Origin of the sequence: Rhizobium sp. WYJ-E13 (assembly GCF_018987265.1) — a bacterium.
Lineage (GTDB): Bacteria > Pseudomonadota > Alphaproteobacteria > Rhizobiales > Rhizobiaceae > Rhizobium.
In genome coordinates, this window is sequence record NZ_CP076853.1 from 3,156,268 (window position 1) to 3,176,206 (window position 19,939).

The 19,939-nt window shown below is 59.0% G+C and carries 17 protein-coding genes, 1 tRNA gene and 1 riboswitch; of the genes, 10 read left to right on the forward strand and 8 right to left on the reverse strand.

Annotated features, from left to right (window positions below; all coding sequences use genetic code 11):
• Positions 1-49: 49 nt before the first annotated feature.
• Positions 50-124, reverse strand: a riboswitch (cobalamin riboswitch).
• A gap of 103 nt (positions 125-227) precedes the next feature.
• The gene (locus KQ933_RS15835) at positions 228-773 is read left to right on the forward strand and encodes a histidine phosphatase family protein (protein WP_216755771.1); all 546 of its coding nucleotides are present in this window, start codon (positions 228-230) and stop codon (positions 771-773) included.
• 337 nt (positions 774-1,110) lie between these two features.
• On the opposite strand, the gene KQ933_RS15840 is transcribed toward KQ933_RS15835, so the two are convergent.
• Positions 1,111-1,464, reverse strand: coding sequence for a hypothetical protein (locus KQ933_RS15840; protein ID WP_216755772.1), 354 nt, complete (start codon positions 1,462-1,464; stop codon positions 1,111-1,113).
• Between the two features lie 412 nt (positions 1,465-1,876).
• Between KQ933_RS15840 and KQ933_RS15845 the strand changes: the two genes are divergently transcribed.
• The 3 genes from KQ933_RS15845 (at position 1,877) to KQ933_RS15855 (ending at position 7,296) form a co-directional block, all read left to right on the forward strand.
• Entirely contained in the window at positions 1,877-3,448 is a 1,572-nt protein-coding gene (locus KQ933_RS15845) for a bifunctional diguanylate cyclase/phosphodiesterase (protein ID WP_216755773.1), read from the forward strand.
• Between the two features lie 212 nt (positions 3,449-3,660).
• Complete coding sequence (locus KQ933_RS15850) at positions 3,661-4,839, forward strand: acetate/propionate family kinase (protein ID WP_216755774.1); 1,179 nt, start codon at positions 3,661-3,663, stop codon at positions 4,837-4,839.
• 69 nt (positions 4,840-4,908) lie between these two features.
• Positions 4,909-7,296 (forward strand): phosphoketolase, encoded by a 2,388-nt coding sequence (locus KQ933_RS15855; RefSeq protein WP_216755775.1) that lies wholly within the window; start codon positions 4,909-4,911, stop codon positions 7,294-7,296.
• A 180-nt stretch (positions 7,297-7,476) separates the two neighbouring features.
• Here KQ933_RS15855 and KQ933_RS15860 read toward each other — a convergent pair whose 3' ends face one another.
• Positions 7,477-7,869: a hypothetical protein gene (locus tag KQ933_RS15860; RefSeq protein ID WP_253958248.1), complete on the reverse strand. Its 393-nt coding sequence runs from the start codon at positions 7,867-7,869 to the stop codon at positions 7,477-7,479.
• 158 nt (positions 7,870-8,027) lie between these two features.
• On the opposite strand from KQ933_RS15860, the gene KQ933_RS15865 reads away from it, so the two are divergent.
• A complete protein-coding gene (locus tag KQ933_RS15865; RefSeq protein WP_216755776.1) occupies positions 8,028-8,930 on the forward strand; it encodes a LysR family transcriptional regulator in 903 nt (300 codons plus the stop codon).
• Positions 8,931-9,128: 198 nt separating this feature from the next.
• Positions 9,129-9,317: a hypothetical protein gene (locus tag KQ933_RS15870; protein ID WP_216755777.1), complete on the forward strand. Its 189-nt coding sequence runs from the start codon at positions 9,129-9,131 to the stop codon at positions 9,315-9,317.
• Positions 9,318-9,323: 6 nt separating this feature from the next.
• On the opposite strand, the gene KQ933_RS15875 is transcribed toward KQ933_RS15870, so the two are convergent.
• On the reverse strand, positions 9,324-9,761 hold the full coding sequence (locus tag KQ933_RS15875) for a universal stress protein (protein ID WP_216755778.1): 438 nt from the start codon (positions 9,759-9,761) through the stop codon (positions 9,324-9,326).
• Positions 9,762-9,881: 120 nt separating this feature from the next.
• Positions 9,882-10,133, reverse strand: a complete 252-nt coding sequence (locus tag KQ933_RS15880; RefSeq protein ID WP_216755779.1) for a hypothetical protein — start codon at positions 10,131-10,133, stop codon at positions 9,882-9,884.
• A 205-nt stretch (positions 10,134-10,338) separates the two neighbouring features.
• Here KQ933_RS15880 and KQ933_RS15885 point away from each other — a divergent pair, with 205 nt between their 5' ends.
• On the forward strand, positions 10,339-10,602 hold the full coding sequence (locus tag KQ933_RS15885) for a DUF982 domain-containing protein (RefSeq protein WP_216755780.1): 264 nt from the start codon (positions 10,339-10,341) through the stop codon (positions 10,600-10,602).
• Between the two features lie 595 nt (positions 10,603-11,197).
• On the opposite strand, the gene KQ933_RS15890 is transcribed toward KQ933_RS15885, so the two are convergent.
• Both KQ933_RS15890 and mnmA read right to left on the reverse strand, forming a co-directional pair.
• Positions 11,198-11,274: transfer RNA gene (locus KQ933_RS15890), tRNA-Met, on the reverse strand.
• A 134-nt stretch (positions 11,275-11,408) separates the two neighbouring features.
• Entirely contained in the window at positions 11,409-12,608 is a 1,200-nt protein-coding gene (mnmA, locus tag KQ933_RS15895) for a tRNA 2-thiouridine(34) synthase MnmA (RefSeq protein WP_216755781.1), read from the reverse strand.
• Between the two features lie 267 nt (positions 12,609-12,875).
• On the opposite strand from mnmA, the gene KQ933_RS15900 reads away from it, so the two are divergent.
• Entirely contained in the window at positions 12,876-13,832 is a 957-nt protein-coding gene (locus KQ933_RS15900) for a DMT family transporter (RefSeq protein WP_216755782.1), read from the forward strand.
• A 326-nt stretch (positions 13,833-14,158) separates the two neighbouring features.
• Here KQ933_RS15900 and KQ933_RS15905 read toward each other — a convergent pair whose 3' ends face one another.
• A complete protein-coding gene (locus KQ933_RS15905) occupies positions 14,159-15,283 on the reverse strand; it encodes a TDT family transporter (RefSeq protein WP_216755783.1) in 1,125 nt (374 codons plus the stop codon).
• Positions 15,284-15,389: 106 nt separating this feature from the next.
• Between KQ933_RS15905 and KQ933_RS15910 the strand changes: the two genes are divergently transcribed.
• Together KQ933_RS15910 and KQ933_RS15915 are read left to right on the forward strand one after the other, a co-directional pair.
• The gene (locus KQ933_RS15910) at positions 15,390-16,268 is read left to right on the forward strand and encodes a LysR family transcriptional regulator (RefSeq protein WP_216755784.1); all 879 of its coding nucleotides are present in this window, start codon (positions 15,390-15,392) and stop codon (positions 16,266-16,268) included.
• 304 nt (positions 16,269-16,572) lie between these two features.
• A complete protein-coding gene (locus tag KQ933_RS15915; RefSeq protein WP_216755785.1) occupies positions 16,573-17,571 on the forward strand; it encodes a 2-hydroxyacid dehydrogenase in 999 nt (332 codons plus the stop codon).
• A gap of 135 nt (positions 17,572-17,706) precedes the next feature.
• Here KQ933_RS15915 and KQ933_RS15920 read toward each other — a convergent pair whose 3' ends face one another.
• Positions 17,707-19,788, reverse strand: coding sequence for a bifunctional diguanylate cyclase/phosphodiesterase (locus KQ933_RS15920; RefSeq protein ID WP_216755786.1), 2,082 nt, complete (start codon positions 19,786-19,788; stop codon positions 17,707-17,709).
• Positions 19,789-19,939: the final 151 nt, after the last annotated feature.

A 19,939-nucleotide genomic window follows, 5' to 3' on the forward strand; every position in this document is an offset into this window, starting at 1 on the left:
TATTCCTCCGGGAATGACGCGTTCAGTCGAAGATCTCGATTGCAGTAGGGTCTGACTTCCAACGCGAAGAACTTCGACACGCTGATCACAGTGGCGCGACCGTGCCGGACTTTCACCGGCTTCCAAACCTGCAACGTCACAGTTATATCTTTTCGTCAAAGAGACTGTCAACGAAACTTCATATGCGGGCGGCGGCCATCCCGCCCTATCTCCGGAGGGCGCGTAATATGACCACCCGGCTCACATGGATAAACCACGGCGCCACGGCGGCAAATCGCACCGCCTCCTTTCCGGTCGATGAGCCACTGGAGGAAAAGACCCTGGGCGAGGCCGCGATGCCGACACCAGGAAGGGCAGACAGGGTTTTTACGAGCCCGGCGTTGCGCGCCCGGCAGACGGCCGAGATGCTGGGTTTCGAAGCGACCGTTGCGCCGTCTCTGCGAGATTGCGACTACGGCCGCTGGGCCGGCAGGCCGCTCATGAGCCTTCACTCCGAAGAGCCCGAAAACATTGCTCTCTGGATGTCCGATCCCGAAGCCGCCCCCCACGAGGGAGAGAGCCTGCAACAGCTTGGCAAGCGCATCGCCGGCTGGATGAATGAGGAAATGCCGCTCGGCGGCCATGTCATCGCGGTTACCCATACGGTCGTCATCCGCGCTGCGATTCTGAACGTGCTGAAGGCACCGCCGGTCGCTTTCTGGACGATCGATATCCAGCCGCTCGGCATGGCGCGCATGACGCATGACGGTCGCCGTTGGTCGCTCCGTTTCTGAACATTCCTCGTAAATTAGTCCAGCCTTACACAAGCAAACGCAGTCATACATATTGGACCCGGAATTCCGGGCTCTACATCCTTCCCCGAGGAGACGAAAAATGACCTATGACTGGAGTGGGGAGCGTACGCGGCGTCTGCGCATCGTGCGTATCGCAACTGTTGTCGCCGTTCTCGTCGGCGTAATAATCAGCCTACCATTGCTGATCAATGTCGCCTGAAAGTCAGAGTACGTCAAAGGCGGGCGCGCTACGGCCGCTCGCCTTTCTCTTTGCCGATCTTATTGCCGGACCTGAGTGACCTAGGCGAACGGGCTGAGCCGGCCCGGGATCGGCGGATCAGTGTTTGCTGCCCTTGGGTATTGCGGTGTGGGTGATCGAGACCGGATCGCTGGCAGGAAAAGTACCTTCCAATCCCTCGTCCAATTGCTGTTCCATCTCCTCCTCGTCATCCCGCGAACGAGCATTCCCTAACCCAGCTGGTTGCACCTTATCGCCCTCGCGGATTGGTGCCGTAGCGAAGCGCCTCATAACCTCTCTCGCCTTTTCCACCGCATTCAGCCGGTTCAATTGCTGGCCGCGATCACTCTTGATCTGCACGGAGACGACTTCGCCCCCGTCGCCCACGAACTCAACCGTGAAACCGCCTTTACCGCCATAGGCGGGGATGACCTGGGTGCCAACAAGCTGCATGGGATCGTCCTCTCTCCTGGATAGTCCCGAAAAACGGCTTGAGCAGCGCATTGGTTCCGCTTGGGACGGTCGGAGGTAATCAACTTTCAGCTCCAGTTCGTCCGACACGTGCTTTGCCTCTCCCAGGGCCGCGAAAAGGTCAGGAAATTCGAACGGCAGATCGCCGGAGCCATGACATCCGGATACATCCGTTGGAAGGCATAGAGCGGCTAACGGTCGGAGGTTTGAAATTGCGGGAAAATTCGATGTATCTTGCGACATGGCAAAGCCTGCGCAACACGAAAAGCGTGCTTGCTTTCGATGAAAGCGCTACCGAATGCGTGGCATGTTCTCCAACAATTCGCCTTCAGGTTTCAATAAACATTTCAGACTTTCATGATATTTCCGCCGCGGGATGGAGATGGAGATGCTGATGCCAGAGTTCTTCAGGACCAGGGCGGGAAGGCAATGTCTGACGATCATGACGCTCGGTGCGGCGCTATGGATTTCAGGTGCCCTGCTGGATGTCGATAGCTCGCTCGTCACCTTCATGAGCAACTTCGAGGACTACGGCGCCGACAAGTTTGTGCTCGCCCTCGGCATCGCCGGCGCGATGAGTTTCATCTATTCCGTGATGCGCATTGCCGATCTTCGCAAGGAGATGCAGCTTCGCGATGCCGCCCAGGCCCGCGCCGACTGGATTGCCACCCACGACCATCTGACTAAGCTTCCGAACCGCTACGCCTTCGAACGTAAGATTCTGCCCAAGATTGCCGACAAGGAAGGCAATATTCCCGACGAGGCAAGGAACAACGTCACGATCTTCTCCGTCGATCTCGATGGTTTCAAGAAAGTCAACGATCTCGTTGGCCACAAAGGCGGCGATGTCCTGCTGGTCGAAGTCGCCAAGCGCATCTGCGCGCTGGGCAACGCCGATTGCGTCTACCGCTTCGGTGGCGATGAATTCATCATCATCGCCCTCGGCATGACCGCGGCGCGGGAGGAATGGTTTGCCAAAGTGCTCATCCAGGCCGTCACCCGCCCCATTCTGATCGACGGTTTTGCCGTCGAGGTCGGCGCCAGTGTAGGCTACGACCGCTGGAGCGAAGGGGCAGAGCCGCTGGAGGATGCTGCTCACCGCGCCGACCTTGCCATGTACGAGGCAAAATCCCGCGGCCCCAATCATCAACTGGTCTTCGAACCGTCCATGCAGGACAAAGTAGCGGAACGCGCATCGCTGGAAACCAAGCTGCGCGGCGCCATCAAGAACAAGGCGATCAAGCCCCACTACCAGCCGCTGATCGATCTCAGGAGCGGCAGGGTCTGCGGCTTCGAGGCACTGGCCCGATGGACCGACGAAGACGGCATGCATATTCCGCCGCCGGTCTTCATCGGCATCGCCGAAGAAACCGGCATGATCACCGAACTGTTCGAAAACCTCCTCACCCAGGCCTGCAGCGATGCGCTTGCCTGGCCTGATCACGTCAGGCTTTCGTTCAACGTGTCGCCTGTGCAGATGGAGGACAAACTGCTTGCCTCGCGGATCCTCAAGGTGCTTGCGGCAAGTCGCCTGCCTGCCAGACGGCTGGAGGTGGAAATCACCGAAAACGCGCTGATCCAGGATCCGGCGATCGCGGCCCATATTCTCGATGAACTGCATGAGGCGGGCGTACAGATCGCGCTTGATGATTTCGGCACGGGCTATTCGAGCCTTGCGCAGCTCGCCCGCTACCGTTTCGACAAGATCAAGATCGACAAGAGCTTCATAGCCACCTGCCGGGAAGACGAGAAGCAGGAAAAAATCGTCCGCGCCATGCTTGCTCTCGGAAAAAGTCTCAACATCAAGACGACGGCAGAAGGTGTCGAGGAGCATGCCCAGCTCACGTATCTGGTGCAGCTTGGCTGCGACATCGGCCAGGGCTATCTCTTCGGCAAAGCGATGCCCGCCGCAGAGGCGGGCATCTTCATCGAAAGTCAAAATGCCAGCCTGGCCTCCACGGCCTGAACCAGGCAATTCCAGCAGCAAAAGTGCGAGAAGGTTTTGCGTCCGGAATTGCGTGAACAAAAGTGGCCAGCCACGCGTCATCCCTCGCCTGACGCCTTCCGGGGACTGAATCGACAACCAAAAACTGCTCGCCAGGACAGAAGAGGCTTCCCACCCGACGCGATGACGCTAAGTTCGTTCATCGTCACGATTGCCGGGGAGCATCAAGCAACATGTCGTCGACCGATCTTCTCCTGACCTTCAATGCCGGTTCCTCAACGGTGAAGATCGGCATCTTTTCCATTGGGGATGGCAAGGTGCGGCGCATCGGCAAGGGCGTGATCGATTTCCGCGCCGAACCCCTCGCCTTCAGCCTGAAGGAAGGTCCGCAAACCTTCGACATGCCGCTGAAGGCCGAACTCACCGATGACCTGCATGCCGTCATCGACGAGACGTTCGAGCTGCTGTCGAAGCATTTCGATATCCGCACCGTGCGCACTGCCGGCCACCGCGTCGTTCACGGCGGCGATCGCTTCACCGCAGCGACGGCGCTCGATGATACCGCGATCGAAGCGATTGACGCGCTTACGCCGCTGGCACCCCTTCATCAACCGCAGGCGCTTCGCTTCATCCGCGCGCTGAAGCACCTGAAACCACATCTTGCCCAAACGGCCTCATTCGATACCGCCTTTCATGCCACGCAGATCGACCTCGTCCGCCGATTCGCCATCCCGCGCGCGCTTCACGACGAAGGTATCAAGCGCTACGGATTTCACGGCCTCTCCTACAAATTCATCGCTGGCGAGGTCGGCCGCAGGCTGTCGAATAAAGCGAAAATCGTCGCCGCGCATCTCGGCAGCGGCGCAAGCCTCTGCGCTCTGGAAAACGGTATCAGCCGCGACTGCAGCATGGGGTTTTCCACGCTGGACGGCATACCCATGGCCACCCGGCCCGGCTGGCTCGATCCCGGCGTGATCCTGCATCTGCTGCAGCAAAAGAAGCAGTCCGTCGATCAGCTGGAAGACATGCTCTACCATCGCTCCGGCCTGCTTGGCGTCTCCGGCATCAACGCAGATACTCGCGACCTTCTTGAGGACGGAAGCCCGCAAGCGCGCGAGGCGCTCGACCTCTTCACGCTGCGCATCGCTGGCGAGATCGGCCGCATGTCGATGACGCTCGGCGGGCTCGACGCGATCGTCTTTACCGCCGGGATCGGCGAGCACCAGCCGCAGATCCGCTCGGCGGTCATCCGGCATCTCGGCTGGCTCGGCCTTACGGTCGACGAAAAGGCAAATGCAGCCAATGGCTTCACGATCACGACACCCTCGAGCCGCATAACGGCGCATGTCATTGCCACGGACGAGGAACAGATCATCGCGCAGGAGGCACTCTCTATTCTTCGCTCCCGATGATCCAGATCAAGTGCGTGCCGGCGCTGGCCGCTAGAATTGACGTTGAACAAGTTTAAACGGGAGAAATCCATGGAAAAGCATGTCTCGACTCCATCCGTTCTTTCAGACGCAGAACTCGCGCTCATCGACCGCTACTGGCGCGCCGCCAACTATCTCTCAGTCGGCCAAATTTACCTTCTTTCCAATCCTCTCCTGCGCCAGCCCCTGAAGCCCGAACATATCAAGCCCCGCCTGCTCGGCCATTGGGGCACGACACCTGGCCTCAACTTCATCTACGCGCATTTGAACCGTGTCATCCGCGCCCGCGATCTCGATATCATCTATATGTGCGGTCCCGGTCACGGTGGGCCGGGCATGGTCGCCAATACCTATCTGGAAGGCATCTATAGCGAGATCTATCCCGATATAGCCGAGACGGAAGAGGGCATGCGCAAGCTTTTCCGCCAGTTCTCCTTCCCCGGCGGGATTCCGAGCCACGCGGCGCCGGAAACGCCCGGCTCCATCCATGAGGGTGGAGAGCTCGGCTATGCGCTCGTTCATGCCTATGGCGCAGCCTTCGACAATCCCGATCTGATCGTCGCCTGCGTCATCGGCGACGGCGAAGCCGAAACCGGCCCGCTGGCAGCAAGCTGGCATTCCAACAAGTTTCTGAACCCTGCCCGCGACGGCGCCGTTCTGCCGATCCTGCATTTGAACGGCTATAAGATCGCCAACCCGACCGTTCTCGGTCGTGCCGGTGACGAGGATCTGATGCATCTCTTCGAAGGTTATGGCTACGAGCCTTTCTTCGTCGAAGGCCACGAATCGGCCAAAATGCATCAGCAGATGGCCGCGACCTTCGAGACGGTCTTCGACCGTATCCGCGCCATTCAGAAGGAAGCGCGCGACGGCAAGGCGCCGCAGGACTGCCCGCGCTGGCCGATGATCGTGCTGCGCAGCCCCAAGGGCTGGACTGGCCCGAAGGAAGTGGACGGCAAGAAGGTCGAAGGCTTCTGGCGCGCCCATCAGGTGCCGGTCTCCAATTGCCGGGAGAACGACGGACACCGGAAAATCCTCGAAGACTGGATGCGCAGTTACGATCCGGAAGACCTCTTCGATGCCTCCGGCACGCTGAAGCCGGAACTGCGGGCACTGGCCCCCTCGGGCGAGCGCCGCATGGGTGCCAATCCACATGCCAATGGCGGTCTGCTGCGCAAGGAATTGATCGCACCCGATATCCGCGCCTATGAGGTGAAGGTGGAAAAGCGCGGCGATGCCATGGTGCAATCCACCGAAATCCTCGGCCACTACCTGCGTGATACGCTGACGCTCAACGAAGCCAATGCGAACTTCCGCATTTTCGGCCCCGACGAAACGGAATCAAACCGCCTTGGCAGCGTCTTCGAGGTCACCGACCGCGTCTGGATGGAGGAGATCGAACCTTATGATGTCAGCCTCTCCCGCGATGGCCGCGTCATGGAGGTTCTGAGCGAGCATCTTTGCCAGGGATGGCTGGAAGGCTACCTGCTGACGGGCCGGCACGGTCTCTTTTCCTGCTACGAGGCCTTCATCCACATCATCGACTCGATGTTCAACCAGCATGCCAAATGGTTGAAGGTCACCCGAGAGCTGGAGTGGAGGAAGCCGATCTCCTCGCTGAACTATCTGCTGACCTCGCATGTCTGGCGGCAGGACCACAACGGCTTCTCGCATCAGGACCCCGGCTTCGTCGATCTCGTCGCCAACAAGAAGGCCGATATCGTTCGTATCTACCTGCCGCCGGATGCGAACACGCTGCTCTGGGTCGGCGACCATTGCCTTAGGACTTATGACCGCATCAACGTCATCGTCGCCGGCAAACAGCCCGAGCCGCAATGGCTGACCATGGATGAGGCGGTGAAGCATTGTGAGGCCGGTATCGGCATCTGGGACTGGGCGAGCCATGAGGAGGACACGGTGGCGCCCGATGTCGTCATGGCCTGTGCCGGCGACGTGCCGACCATGGAGACGCTCGCCGCCGTCGATCTGCTGCACCAGCATGTCCCGGAACTGAAGATCCGCACCGTCAACGTAGTCGACCTGCTTGCCCTGCAATCGCAGGATCAGCATCCGCACGGCCTAACGGACGATGTCTTCGACGCGATCTTCACGTCGGACAGGCCCGTGATCTTCGCGTATCACGGCTATCCCTACCTCATCCACCGGCTGACCTATAAACGTACCAACCACCGCAACATCCATGTGCGCGGTTTCATCGAAGAGGGAACGACCACCACACCCTTCGACATGACCGTGCTCAACGAGCTCGACCGCTTCCACCTCGCGATCGAGGCGATCGACCGCGTTCCGGGCCTGAAGGAAAAAGTGCCGGAAGTGCTGGAAAGCCTGAGAGCCAAGCTCGTCGAGCATCATGCCTATGTCCGCGAGTATGGTGAGGATATGCCCGACGTTCGCAACTGGAAATGGGCCGCGGCCTGAGAGGAAGGGACAGCATCGGCCTGAAAATCGGAATCGATTTTCGGAAAGCCTGATGCGTCAAATCGAAGCGTTAGAGTATCCGTTGCCCGTCCGAACGGACACACGGCGCTCTAACCTCCATGAAAAGGACTGCACGGAAACCGCGCAGCCCTTCCCCAGCCGTGATGCAGGGTCACAATATTATTGTCCGTTCTGCGTGCCGCTCGGCGTGGTCACGCCCGTCGGACCACCACCGCTGCCGTCAGGTGTCGGATCCCGGTCGGTGGCTTCCGGCGGCTTGATGGAGCCGGTTGCCGGATTATTGTCGAATGTGCCCTCGCCCGAGGGCTGCGCGTTGATCGGGTCCTGAGTTGTGGACGCGGTCGAAGCCGGTTCGTTGGTCGTGCCTGGCCAGATGGCGAAACTCGCCGCAGCGATCAGAATGACCAGAATGCCAGCTGCCAGCACGCCCCAGAGCGAAAGGCTGCGCCGCTCATCGGCAAGCGTTTTTTCCTCTTCATAGGATGTCTGCCCGAGCGGCGTGCCTGTATTCTCATCCACAATTCGGTTCTTGTCGTCACCATATTGGGTCATCGCTTGATCCTCCAATCTGTGCGAGAGAAACCAAATGCGCGGGAAGATGTTCCATCGAGCAGGTTTTCTCGATCCATGCGGGCAGTGACAAGGACTTGCGTTCTTGACCGGACAGCACTTCCTCAACATCATCCATGACATCAAATCAGGAGTGATCCATGGCATTCGACGGCCGCCTGCTTTCCGGTGTCAGCACGCTTGCCGCAGTGGTCGAAAGCGGTAGCTTTGTCAAAGCGGCCGATGCACTCGGTCTTTCCGCCTCCGGCGTCAGCCGCGCCATATCAAGGCTGGAGGGCCGTGTCGGCGTACGCCTGCTCGACCGCACCACCCGCTCGGTTCGGCTGACGGATGAAGGCGCTCATTTCTATGAACAGGTCGCTCCGCATCTGGATGGCATCGAAGAAGCCGCAACGCTTGCATCAGGCTCATCGCTGGCCGTTCGCGGCCGCCTGCGCGTCGATGTCGACCCGATCTTTTCGCGCATGGTGCTGGCGCCGCATCTGAGACAGTTCATGACCCGCTATCCGGGGCTCGAACTCGAATTGATAACCCGCGACCTGATGAGCGATCTCGTCGCTGACGGCATCGATATCGCCATCCGCTTCGGCCAGCAGCCGAGCTCTTCACGCATCGCCCGCAAGCTGATGGAAACCCGCGTTCTGACCGTCGCGACGCCAGCCTATCTCGCTGAGCATGGCACGCCGAGGACACCCGCCGAGATCGCCAGCCACTCCTGTATCCAGTTCCGCGATCCGCTGACCGGCCGGACCTTCGAATGGGAACTGCACAGAGGCAAGAAGATCGTGCCGCTCGACGCCCGTGGTTCGCTCCTGATGAGCGACCCCGGCACCATGCTCGATGCCTGCCTTGCCGGTGCCGGCATCGCCCAGGTGCTTGGCCTCAGCGTCAAGGATCTGCTTGCCGAAGGGCGCCTTGTCGAGCTCTACCCGGACTGGCCGGGCGAGACCTTCCCACTCTACGCAGTCCATCCCTCCCGGCATCACGTACCAGCCAAGGTCAGCGCCTTCATCGAATTCTGCCTCGAAATTATCAGCGACTAAAGAAGATCCAGCAAAAATGTACAGCGGTTCTGCGTCCGGAATTGCATGGAAACAAAGAGATGGAGCATTCCGTATTCAGGGAAAATGGAAATGCTCATCGGTCTTTGAAAGTTGGTGACAACCTTTCAGCCCATGTTCCGAACCCACCGGAACGTAGGTTATGAAATTCCACAACTGGAAACACCGCCGAGGAAAGCCATGAAGGGTTTAACCACCAGCCTCACTGCCTCCCGCCTGGAGGAAACGCTGGCCTTCTACATGACACCGGAGGCAGGCAGCCGCAACGAAGCCGACGACAAGAGCGAGAAAAGCGGAGCGGTGTCCACCAAGACGGCAGATCACATCGCCAAGCGCACGACACACCTCACGGCGCTGACGGAAAACTGAGCTTTTTTACTTTACGACCAGGACTGGAATACCCGCCTCGGAAAGAACCTCGGACGTCTGGCTGCCGAGCATGAGCCGCGAGATGCCGCGGCGGCCGTGCGAAGAAATAACGATCAGGCCGCAGCCCCGCTCCGCCGCCGTTTCCAGAATGGCCGTGGCCGGCGAAAGATGCACCTTGCTGACGAAGTCGGCAACCACACCGGCGCTCTTCGCCTTTTCCCTAATGATCTGCTCCAGATCCTCGATCTCTTTCCGACGACCCTCGTTGTAGCTGTCCATCGCCTCCGCCTGCACGATCCCCTGGAGCGCAAAACCGGTCAGCGGCACGATGACGCTCACGACTGTCACGGGAAGGTTGAGCGCCTTGGCAAGTGCAAGACCATGATCGACGCCCCGAGCGGCGAGTTCCGAACCGTCGGTGGGCAGCAATATGCGATTGTACATGGGAGATCCGTTTGCTGGCTGAATTCAGATGTAGAGGGAATTCAACCGCAATCGTAATCCCGCGCCTTGACGCAGGTCAACGCCGAGTCCTCGTTCAATAGGACGCCAGGACATGCCTCATCAATTCCAGAGGAAATCCTCGCTCGTGATCCGCGTGGCAAGCTTCAGCGTGCCGTCGGGCTGGACGACATAACGCTCGAACTCCCGATAACCGAACTCTCCGAGAAACGTGTGCTTGATGACAGTGCCGGGTTTATAAGGCGAATGGATAACCTTGCCGCCATAGGTCAAGCTGCCCGGGATCGGCTGGTCCTGCGTCGTCGTGCTGCAGCCGGCAGCCACAAGAAGCATTGCGACAACTGCGTATTTCATTGCAGATCCCCGGTACAGTGCACCTGTCGGTCGAAATTATAGCGTCTGCGCCGCTGCGGCGCACTTATTGTTTTGCTTTTGGGGACAAGTGGCAGCGGACGCCCGTTGTGGTCATGACGGCGCCTGCCTCAAAATAAACCGTCGCGTGCACTGGTACGTCTCTTGCATCGTTAACAATACGCCATCCCATCAGGAGTATTGTGTAATGGAATGGGACACCTCGATCGAATTTGATCCGGTGATTCTTGTCTTTAAGGATCCCGACAGGATCCTTTCCATCAGGACGGCCATGGGAGCCGCAAACGCACTCATAAACGAGTTCCCCTGCAATGACGGAGAGGCGTTTCTTGCTGCGATTGAAATCTGTCTGGAGGTCGTGAAGGGCAACGCCGGACCGGAGCAACTCAGATCGGCGATAATTCGTGCAGCAAACGAGGCTGGCGTTACGGTTATCGATGTGCTGAACTGACTGTTCAACACGACAACGCTCGCTACCTTTGGGTGCGGGCCTCCGCCTCCCCCATATCTGCGTTGTGTGTTGCTTCCAACAATGTTTCGCCACTCTAGCGTCAGGCTCCGGCATCCCTCGTATTCCGGTGCCGAGGTCGCTTTGAGGAAGGCTCTGATTGTCATAGATCTGCTTCTCGTTGCGGCCACTGAACTCTTATAAAAACGGTGCGGTATCAGACCTTGGTCCGATTGTAGACCGCGGTCCGTCCGCTAGTTTCCGTTCTGCTGTTCGTCCAGAGTCAGTACGAAGAGGGTGTCTCTTCCTGACCGGAAGCTACCCTTTTCAATTTCTTCTTGAGATTTCGCCAAATGGCCTTGGCAGCTTCTTCGCCCTCGGGCAGTGCCCCCACCCATTTGAATGTTGGTGGCGATAGGGCCTATGCTCTCAATTTCGTCTTTTCTGATTAGGGAGACGAGGGACGATCCAATTGTCCATATAGCCGTTGAGAGGATGAAATACCTCTTGGCTAACCGCCCAATAGAGAGACGCCTGCCATTACGAAATCAAGGGATGGCTATCGGGAATAACCGGGCCGGACTTGTCGGCTGTTTGATGGTAGCGGAGGAGGGATTTGAACCCCCGACACAAGGATTATGATTCCTCTGCTCTGACCTACTGAGCTACTCCGCCACTGGTCAAACGATACCGTTCGCGAAGCGCTTCCGGTTCGTGGGATGTGCGGCTTATAAGGTGCGCTTCCGCTTTGTGTCAAGCACATGATGGAGAAAAACGGTGGGCTTTCCGCAGCGCCGTTCTTAGCCGTTTCAGGCCATGGCGTGATTGGAAAGCAGAGCCTTCAGAGAGGCTTCCGCAGCCGGCTCGCGCTCGGAACGCTCGATGAAGCCGCCGCCGAAGACGCGGGCGTCGTCGCCGGGCGCCGAATAAAGCGCACAGGCCTGGCCGGGCGCAATGCCAGCCTCGCCAATCGTCAGGTCGACATAGATGCCGCTTGCATCGATATGCAGCACGGCAGGCGCCGGCGCGCGGGTGGAGCGCACCTTTGCGTAGCAGGCAAAGCCTTCGCCTGAGGCTGCGACCTGAAGCGTCTCGTCACCCAGCCAGTTGACGTCGCGCAGGTAGACGCGATGCGTTTCCAACGCTTCCTTGGGGCCGACGATGACACGGCGCGAACGGGCGTCGAGAAAGACGACGTAGAGCGGTTCGCCGGTGGCAATGCCGATGCCGCGGCGCTGGCCGATCGTGTAATGCAGGATGCCTTCGTGCTGGCCGAGGATGCGGCCATCGAGATGAACGATATCACCGGCCAAGGCCGAATTCGGCTTCAGCTTGGTGATGATGTCGGAATATTTGCCCTGCGGCACGAAACAGATGTCCTGGCTGTCGGCCTTCTTGGCGACGACGAGGCCCATCTCTTCGGCCAGTCGGCGGGTTTCCGACTTCGGCAGACCGCCGAGCGGGAAGCGCAGATAGTCGATCTGCTCCTGCGTCGTGGCGAAGAGGAAATAGCTCTGGTCGCGGTCGGCATCAGCAGGGCGATAAAGCGCGCGACGGCCGGGATTGCAGGACGATGGATTTGGACGCGAGCGGATATAATGGCCGGTCGCCAGCGCATCGGCGCCGAGTTCCTTGGCGGTGGCCAGAAGATCGGCAAACTTGACCGTCTGGTTGCAGGCAACGCAGGGGATCGGCGTCTCGCCGGCGACATAACTCTCGGCAAAGGGATTGATGACGGTTTCGCGGAACCGCTTCTCGTAGTCGAGCACGTAATGCGGAATACCCAGCGTCTCGCAGACACGGCGTGCATCGTCGATATCCTGGCCCGCGCAGCACGAGCCGGCGCGGTGGACCGCAGCGCCATGATCGTATAGCTGCAGCGTGATGCCAAGCACATCGTACCCCTGGCGTTTGAGAAGCCCAGCCACGACGGAGCTGTCAACGCCGCCAGACATGGCGACGACGACACGGGTGTCTTCCGGCTTCTTGTCAAAATCCAGTGTGTTCACGGGTGCTGCCAAATTCTATGCTGTTTCGATCCGCCTTTTCTCACGTTGGAATGTGGCGGATTTCCTGTATGTCCGGCGGGATCGGCCGCCAGCTTGCATGGGCGACGGATATAGAAACTATTGCGTCTCCGCGCAAGGCCCGGCTTTTCTGGCCTTGCCGGCGGCGTCATGCGCGGGTCACGCATTGCAGCTATTCGCAATCGACCTTTGATCGGCCGCATTTCATCCCGTAGATGAAATGACCCACCTTTTTGTAGATTCGGATAAATGACAGCCGCCTCCACCACGCTTCGTGGCGTCCTTGTCGCATTTGCGGCCTATGCCGTCTTTGCCTTCAGCGATGCATCCATCAAGGCTCTGCACGGCACGGTTCCCTCCTTCCAGGTCGCTTTCACGGGTGCGATCCTCAGCTTTGCTGCGCTGCCTTTGATCAAAGGACGAGGAGATTCATGGCTCGACATTTTCAGGACGACGAACCGGCCGCTCTGGATGGTGCGCTTTGCGGCTGGCGCGACCGGTGCAATCGCCTCCATCATCACGTTCACCAAGCTGCCGATGGCGGAGGCCTTCTGCCTGCTCTTCCTTCTGCCCTCCTTCGTCACCATCCTCTCGGTCATCTTTTTGAAGGAAGATGTGCGCTGGCAGCGCTGGGCCGCCGTCATCGTCGGCTTCCTGGGTGTGCTCGTGGTTCTGAGGCCAGGTTTCCGCGAACTATCCGTCGGCCATCTGGCCGCGACCATCGGCGCGATCGCGGCGGCCATCGCCATCGTCATCCTTCGCAAGCTCGGCCCGGCCGAAAAGCGTCTCTCGCTTTATGGCGCCTCGCTGCTTGGCACGCTCATCGTCAGCGGCCTGCTCATGCTCTCGCAGGTTGTCGTGCCAAGCCCACAGCAATGGCTGTTCCTTGCGAGCTACGGCCTGCTCGGCGCAGCCGGTAACGTGATGCTGATGACCGCCGCGCGGCTCGCCCCTGCAACGCTGGTCGCGACACCGCAATACAGCCAGATGATCTGGGCGATCGCCTTTGGCTATCTCTTCTTCAACGACAGCGTCGATCTGCCGATGGCTTTCGGCATCGTGCTCATCATCTGCTCGGGCCTGCTGACGCTGATCCGTGAACGCAAGCGCCAGGTCCCTTTGCCTGCAGCCGTTGCCTCCGGCGACGCACAGTCGCCGATCGCAACGACGCCAGTGGAAGGTGACAGAGAAGCCCCGACGCGATAGGCCTATTTCCCTGCGCGCGCCTGATGCGCAGACCCAGTTGGGGCGCAGCGCAGCATGGGAACGGAAAAGGCATCAAAAAAGACGCAGCCGGAGCTGCGCCTTCAAGAAAGAGGTGGATATTACCGGCTCAGGTGCCGATCAATTTGTTGCAGGCAAGTGCGATGCCCGGATTGGCGATGATGGCCGCCATGAGCGCCAGACCGATCATCGACAGTGTGTAGCGTTTCATGTGCATCCTCCTTTTCCAGCCCCGCAGAGAGTATGCAATGCTGACTGGCATTCTCAAAATAACGAATGATTGAGAAAGTTGTGTAGGCAATAGACCATCAGCCCTCCAGGCTGGGATCGACAAAGAGCGAACCATCATAGGCGCCGCAGCACGTGCGGAAGGCGACGACGATCCAGATTGCGGCAAGGGCTGCGACCAGAACTTCCCCGAAACCGGCAAGCGCCGGTAGCGGGAAGATACTGGAAAGCCGCAGCGTCGCGACGGCATAGACACCGATCGGGAAGGTATAACCCCACCAGCCGAGGTTGAAGGGCAGGCCCTGTCGGAAGTGGTTGATGGTGATCGCGACCGCCAAACCAAGCCACCAGAGGCCATATCCCCATAACAGGACGGCACCCAGCAGAGCCGCACCCGAAATTGCCGGTGCCAATGCACCGAGCCCGCCTGTAACGAGAGCTTGCTCACCATTGACGGAAAACAGAGCAAGACCAAGCGCACCGGTACCAACGGGACCAAGCGCCAGGAAGCTCGTTGCCGCCATGCCGGCCGGCGGTAACTTGTGCAGGGCCAGGCGCAGGAAGAGGATGATGAGAATGCCGAGAGCGAGTGGCACCGAGCAGGACCACAGCACGAAACTTGCAAAGAGCACCGGAAGCTGCGTGCCTTCGGCAAGATGCGGCACCAATAGTCCGCCGCTGGCGGCTGCGACCTCCGATGCGACGATCGGCAGAAGCCAGATGGCACTCATATGCTCGATTGCATGCTGCTGTCGCGTGAACATGACCAGCGGAATGGCAAGGCCCGCCAGAACCGCCAGCCCCGCATCCGCCCACCAGAGTTCCGATGCGATAGCAACTGCTGCGTCACCGAAGAGAGCCGGCCCGAAGATCAGGAAGCCGTTGACGATGGTCGCAAGTCCCATCGGTATACAGCCAAAGAACATCGAGACCACCGGATGGTCGAAGGCCTTCAGCGCAGCGCCGGGATGCAGCAGCCACTTTCCCGCATATATGCAGGCCAGGACCGCAAACAGCCCAATATTCGCCAGCCACAGCGCCTCGCCCGCAGCATGGAGTGGCGGTGAACCGGAAAACTGGCCAAGACAGACGGCAAGGATACCGGTTCCCATCGTCGTCGCGAACCAGTTCGGCGTGAAGTGGCGCAGGACTCGCGCCCACCGGCGAACAGCCGGGACGGAGGAAGATAGATGAAGAACGGCCATGACGAATTCCTTTCGTTGACCGCTTTCATATCGCCGCAAAATAATCGATTCCAACGATTTATTTTTATCTATTTGTTCGATAAAATCGAATAATTCTGGAGGCGGCATGACACTGGAACAGCTTAGAATATTCATAGAAGTGGCAGCGCATCAGCACATCACAAAGGCCGCCAATCATCTGAACATGACCCAATCGGCCGTCAGCGCCGCAATTGCTGCCCTGGAGACACGCCACAGCGTCACCCTGTTCGACCGCGTCGGCCGCTCGATCGCGCTGAATCGGACCGGCCAGTTATTCCTCAGGGAAGCACAAGCCGTTCTCGCGAGTGCAAAGGCGGCGGAAGCGGCCCTCATGGACCTTTCCGGGCTCATGCACGCCGAGCTCACCATCATGGCCAGCCAGACGATCGGCGGCTATTGGTTGTCGCCGCGGCTTGCCGAATTCCGGCGGGATTATCCCGGTATCGAACTGGCAATCCGCATCGGCAACACGGCTGAGGTGTCTGATGCCGTCGCCAATGGCGAGGTGGAAGTGGGTCTTATCGAGTGGCCGAGCGACAGGCGCGGCGTTTCGGCAAGACAGGTCGCCTTGGACGAGATGATCGTCGTCGTCGCCCCCGATCACCCCTGGGCGGACGGCAAACCACACAGTCCGGCCGATTTTCCTCAGACGCAATGGGTCCTGCGCGAACAGGGGTCCGGCACCCGGCTCGCCTTCGAAAGTCTTCTGCAACAGGCCGGCCTTGATATCGATGCTCTTGATGTGGCGATGGTGCTGCCGGAAAACGAACCGCTCGTCGGTGTCGTCGAAGCTGGCATCGGCGCCACACTGACGTCGCGTAGCGTCGTGGCCATGAAGCTGCACAACGGTCTTCTCACCGAGGTGAATATGCCGCCCCTGCCCCGCCCCTTCTTCCTGCTGCGTCACGAAGAGCGCTATCGCAGCAAGGCGGCCGATACTTTCGATATGATGATCTCAGGCTGACGTCCTTTTTGACTGCAAGCGCCGCCCACGCCGATAGAGGCTACGCGATGCTACAGGCTTCATCATGTAATAGATGCTAGCGTCTAACCTGGAATACTTTTGCCTGGGCGATAGTTGGAGGGCCTCCATGTTACTTGGCGTCCCCTTATTTTCCTCCTTCTCACAAGCTGTAGAAATCCTATGGCCTCGGTATCCACTTGCTTGACAACGAAGACGCTGGTTGGGCCTACGCGCAAGCATTCCGGCAGTCCTACGCTTTTCATTAAAGACGAGCGCATTCTCAAGCACAACGATAGGATTACCCATGAAAATAGCCGTTTTCAGCGCTCATACCTACGACAAGAATTTCCTGGACGAAGCAAATCGGCGTGAACCGGTGCCCTTCGACCTGATTTACCAGGAAGCCAGTCTGTCCTTGCAGACGGTAGCCTTTGCGCGGGGCTGTGATGCCATATGCGTCTTCGTCAACGATGTGGTGAATGCACCCGTCCTTGAGGCGTTGTACAGGCTCGGTGTGAAGGGGGTCTTTCTCCGTTGCGCAGGCTTCAACAATGTCGATATCGCTGCCGCCCAAAAGCTTGGTCTCCTCGTCGCGCGCGTGCCCGCCTACGCTCCGGAGGCCGTCGCGGAACACACGGTAGCGCTGATCATGACGCTTAATCGCCACACACATCGCGCCTATAACCGCGTTCGGGAAGGCAATTTCATGCTCAACGGCCTGTTGGGTATGACCCTTCACGGAAAGACGGTCGGCATCATCGGCACAGGCAAGATCGGCCTCGCTGTCGCGAAAATCATGAACGGTTTTGGCTGCCGTGTTCTGGGGTTCGATCCAACGCCCTCCCCGGAATTTACAGCTATAGGCGAAATGGTGAATCTGGATAGCCTGCTGGCACGGTCTGATATCGTCACGCTCCACTGCTCGCTCTTTGAACACAACCGACACATGATCAACAGAGAGAAACTGGGTTTAATGAAACCTGGCGCAATGCTGATCAATACGTCCCGCGGAGCACTCATCGATACGCGCGCGGTCATTCTGGCACTGAAATCCCGTCGCCTGGGCGCTCTTGGTATTGATGTCTACGAAGAGGAGAGCACACTTTTCTTTCACGATCGGTCGTCCGATATCATCGATGACGACGTCTTTCAGCGGCTGATGACTTTTCCCAATGTTCTGGTGACGGGGCATCAGGGCTTTTTTACCACCGAGGCCTTGCGCGAGATTGCAGACGTCACGTTTCAAAACCTGAATTGCCTGGTCAATGGGACAAGCTGTCCGAATGCCGTTCTGAAGGCATGAAGCCTCCTTCTGACACCAAACCTGAATTCGAACGAACCAGGAAGGGCCGATGTGAACAGCATTCTTGGTTTGCTGGCAATTAAGCTTTCAACATAAATCAGGACCGCGCACCGAGGCTGATCCTATGTCACGATCTCAGGCTGACGCTGTCTTCAGCTGTCGGCCGTAGATCAATGCTTCAGCCTCATGTTGCGGCATGGGTCTGCCGAGAAGATAGCCCTGCACTTCGCCGAAGCCTTCGGCCCGGAGCTTCTGTAACTGCTCCTCGGTCTCGATGCCCTCGGCAAGAGTAACGGCATTGAAGCCAGAGCCAATGCCGGCCACGGCCCGCACGATGGCCAGATTGCCGGGATCCGTCTCGATGCCGGACACAAAACTGCGGTCGAGCTTGATCTTGTCGAATGTGAAGGCGCGCAGATAGCTGAGTGACGAATAGCCCGTACCGAAATCATCGATCGCAATACGCACGCCGAGTTCTTTCAGCGCCCGAAGCAGCGGCAGGCTCTGCGCCACATCGGCCAGGAAGACGGATTCGGTGATCTCGATTTCCAGCCGCTCGGGACGCAGTCCCGCCTCATTGAGCGCACCGACGACGCCGGAAAGCAGACTTGCATGGCGGAACTGGCTGACAGAAAGATTGACCGCGATCTTCAGATGGTCCGGCCAGGAAGCTGCGACGCGGCAGGCCTGCCCCAAGACCCAGTCACCGATCGGAATGATCAGTCCCGTCTCCTCCGCCAGCGGAATGAATTCCATCGGCGGCACAAGACCGCGCACCGGATGCCGCCAGCGGATCAGCGCCTCGAAACCGCCGATGCCATCATCCTCGAGCTGGACGATGGGCTGATAATAAAGTTCGAACTGCCCGTGTTCCAGCGCATCACGCAATTCGCCGGTCAGATGATGTCGACGCTCGGCCTCGAGCCGCATCGCAGGCTCATAGAAACGATAGGTCGAGCGGCCGCTTTCCTTGGCGGCATAGAGCGCGAGATCGGCATGTCGCATCAGCACATCGGCCTCGCCGGCATCGACAGGCGCCAGCGCAATCCCGATGCTGCAGGTGATATGCTCCCGCGTGCCGTCAAGATCAAAAGCCCTGGCAAGTGACTTGAGCAGCCGGTCGGCAAAACGCTCTGCTCGATCTGGCTCGACAAGCTGCAGCACGACTGCGAATTCGTCCCCACCCAGACGAGCCACGAGGTCGCCCTCATCGGCAAGCGCCAGCAGACGTTCCGCCACTTGGCAGAGAAGCGCATCACCGGCGGCATGGCCCTTGCTGTCATTGATCGTCTTGAAGTGGTCGACGTCGATGTAGAGCAGTGCCACCGGCTTGTCGATGGAAGCAGTAATGGCCTGCTTGCGGATATGTTTGGAGAAGGCGGCGCGGTTCGCCAGGCTCGTCAGCGAGTCATGCATGGCAAGATGCGCGAGCCTCGCCTCCACTGCGCGCTCCTCCGTCACGTCGTGCGAGATGCCGAGCAGATAACGCGGCTCCTTCCCTTCAGGCGCCGGCAGGGCACGCTTGACGGTGCGAAGGATCCGCTGGCCACCGTCGGCCCGTTCCATTGTCTCCTCGAAGCTGATCGTCGCGCCGGCGGCGAACGCCTCATGATCCTGCTCACGAAAGATGGCGGTCTGCTCGGAGGGGAAAAAGTCCCGGTCCACATGTCCGACCACGTCGCCGGCACGAAAGCCCATGATCTCGCCGCACGCCTCGTTCAGCAGGATATAACGGCCATCTTCTTCCATATCCTTCACGAAGACGCCGATCGGCAGATTGTCGACGATGCTGTCCAGCAGCGAACGCGTATCGGTGATCTGGCGGTGGGCGGCATTCACCTCGGTGCGGTCCTGCACGATCGCCAGGATCGCAGTCCTTCCTTCAAAGCGCACTTCCCGGCCGTAAGTCAGAACCTCGATGGTCTCGCCATTGGCCTTCAGATGCGTCCAGCGCTCGGCCTTCTCCATGTCGGTACGATCATGAACAGCGCTGAGCATCCGCTCCCGCTCGGCAGCCGGGCGGATATCGAGCACGGTCATGCCCTGATAATCCTCTGCGCTGTAGCCATAAAGCACAAGCGCAGCATCATTGACGATCAGGAAGCGAAGCGTATCCGGATCGTAGACCCACATCGGAGAGGGGTGGGTCGCAAACAGCGAACGAAAATCGTCAACAAGAGCTTCGGACTGCTCGGATATCGTCTGAAACGAGGCCATTGAGAAATTCACGCGAAATTAGAACCAATATTGAAAGCAGCATAACCAGGAAAGCTAAATAAAATCACAATCATAGGCGGCAAAAACTTTGAGCCGATGCCTGTTAAACAAGCAGTGAGAGCTTCGACGCTACTCGTATCGAGATTTGATT

Bases quoted from the DNA above. Each gene is read 5' to 3' on its own strand.
- KQ933_RS15835 (WP_216755771.1), top strand. From the start codon at position 228: ATGACCACCCGGCTCACATGGATAAACCACGGCGCCACGGCGGCAAAT.
- KQ933_RS15840 (WP_216755772.1), bottom strand. From the start codon at position 1,464: ATGCAGCTTGTTGGCACCCAGGTCATCCCCGCCTATGGCGGTAAAGGC.
- KQ933_RS15845 (WP_216755773.1), top strand. From the start codon at position 1,877: ATGCCAGAGTTCTTCAGGACCAGGGCGGGAAGGCAATGTCTGACGATC.
- KQ933_RS15850 (WP_216755774.1), top strand. From the start codon at position 3,661: ATGTCGTCGACCGATCTTCTCCTGACCTTCAATGCCGGTTCCTCAACG.
- KQ933_RS15855 (WP_216755775.1), top strand. From the start codon at position 4,909: ATGGAAAAGCATGTCTCGACTCCATCCGTTCTTTCAGACGCAGAACTC.
- KQ933_RS15860 (WP_253958248.1), bottom strand. From the start codon at position 7,869: ATGACCCAATATGGTGACGACAAGAACCGAATTGTGGATGAGAATACA.
- KQ933_RS15865 (WP_216755776.1), top strand. From the start codon at position 8,028: ATGGCATTCGACGGCCGCCTGCTTTCCGGTGTCAGCACGCTTGCCGCA.
- KQ933_RS15870 (WP_216755777.1), top strand. From the start codon at position 9,129: ATGAAGGGTTTAACCACCAGCCTCACTGCCTCCCGCCTGGAGGAAACG.
- KQ933_RS15875 (WP_216755778.1), bottom strand. From the start codon at position 9,761: ATGTACAATCGCATATTGCTGCCCACCGACGGTTCGGAACTCGCCGCT.
- KQ933_RS15880 (WP_216755779.1), bottom strand. From the start codon at position 10,133: ATGAAATACGCAGTTGTCGCAATGCTTCTTGTGGCTGCCGGCTGCAGC.
- KQ933_RS15885 (WP_216755780.1), top strand. From the start codon at position 10,339: ATGGAATGGGACACCTCGATCGAATTTGATCCGGTGATTCTTGTCTTT.
- KQ933_RS15900 (WP_216755782.1), top strand. From the start codon at position 12,876: ATGACAGCCGCCTCCACCACGCTTCGTGGCGTCCTTGTCGCATTTGCG.
- KQ933_RS15905 (WP_216755783.1), bottom strand. From the start codon at position 15,283: ATGGCCGTTCTTCATCTATCTTCCTCCGTCCCGGCTGTTCGCCGGTGG.
- KQ933_RS15910 (WP_216755784.1), top strand. From the start codon at position 15,390: ATGACACTGGAACAGCTTAGAATATTCATAGAAGTGGCAGCGCATCAG.
- KQ933_RS15915 (WP_216755785.1), top strand. From the start codon at position 16,573: ATGAAAATAGCCGTTTTCAGCGCTCATACCTACGACAAGAATTTCCTG.
- KQ933_RS15920 (WP_216755786.1), bottom strand. From the start codon at position 19,788: ATGGCCTCGTTTCAGACGATATCCGAGCAGTCCGAAGCTCTTGTTGAC.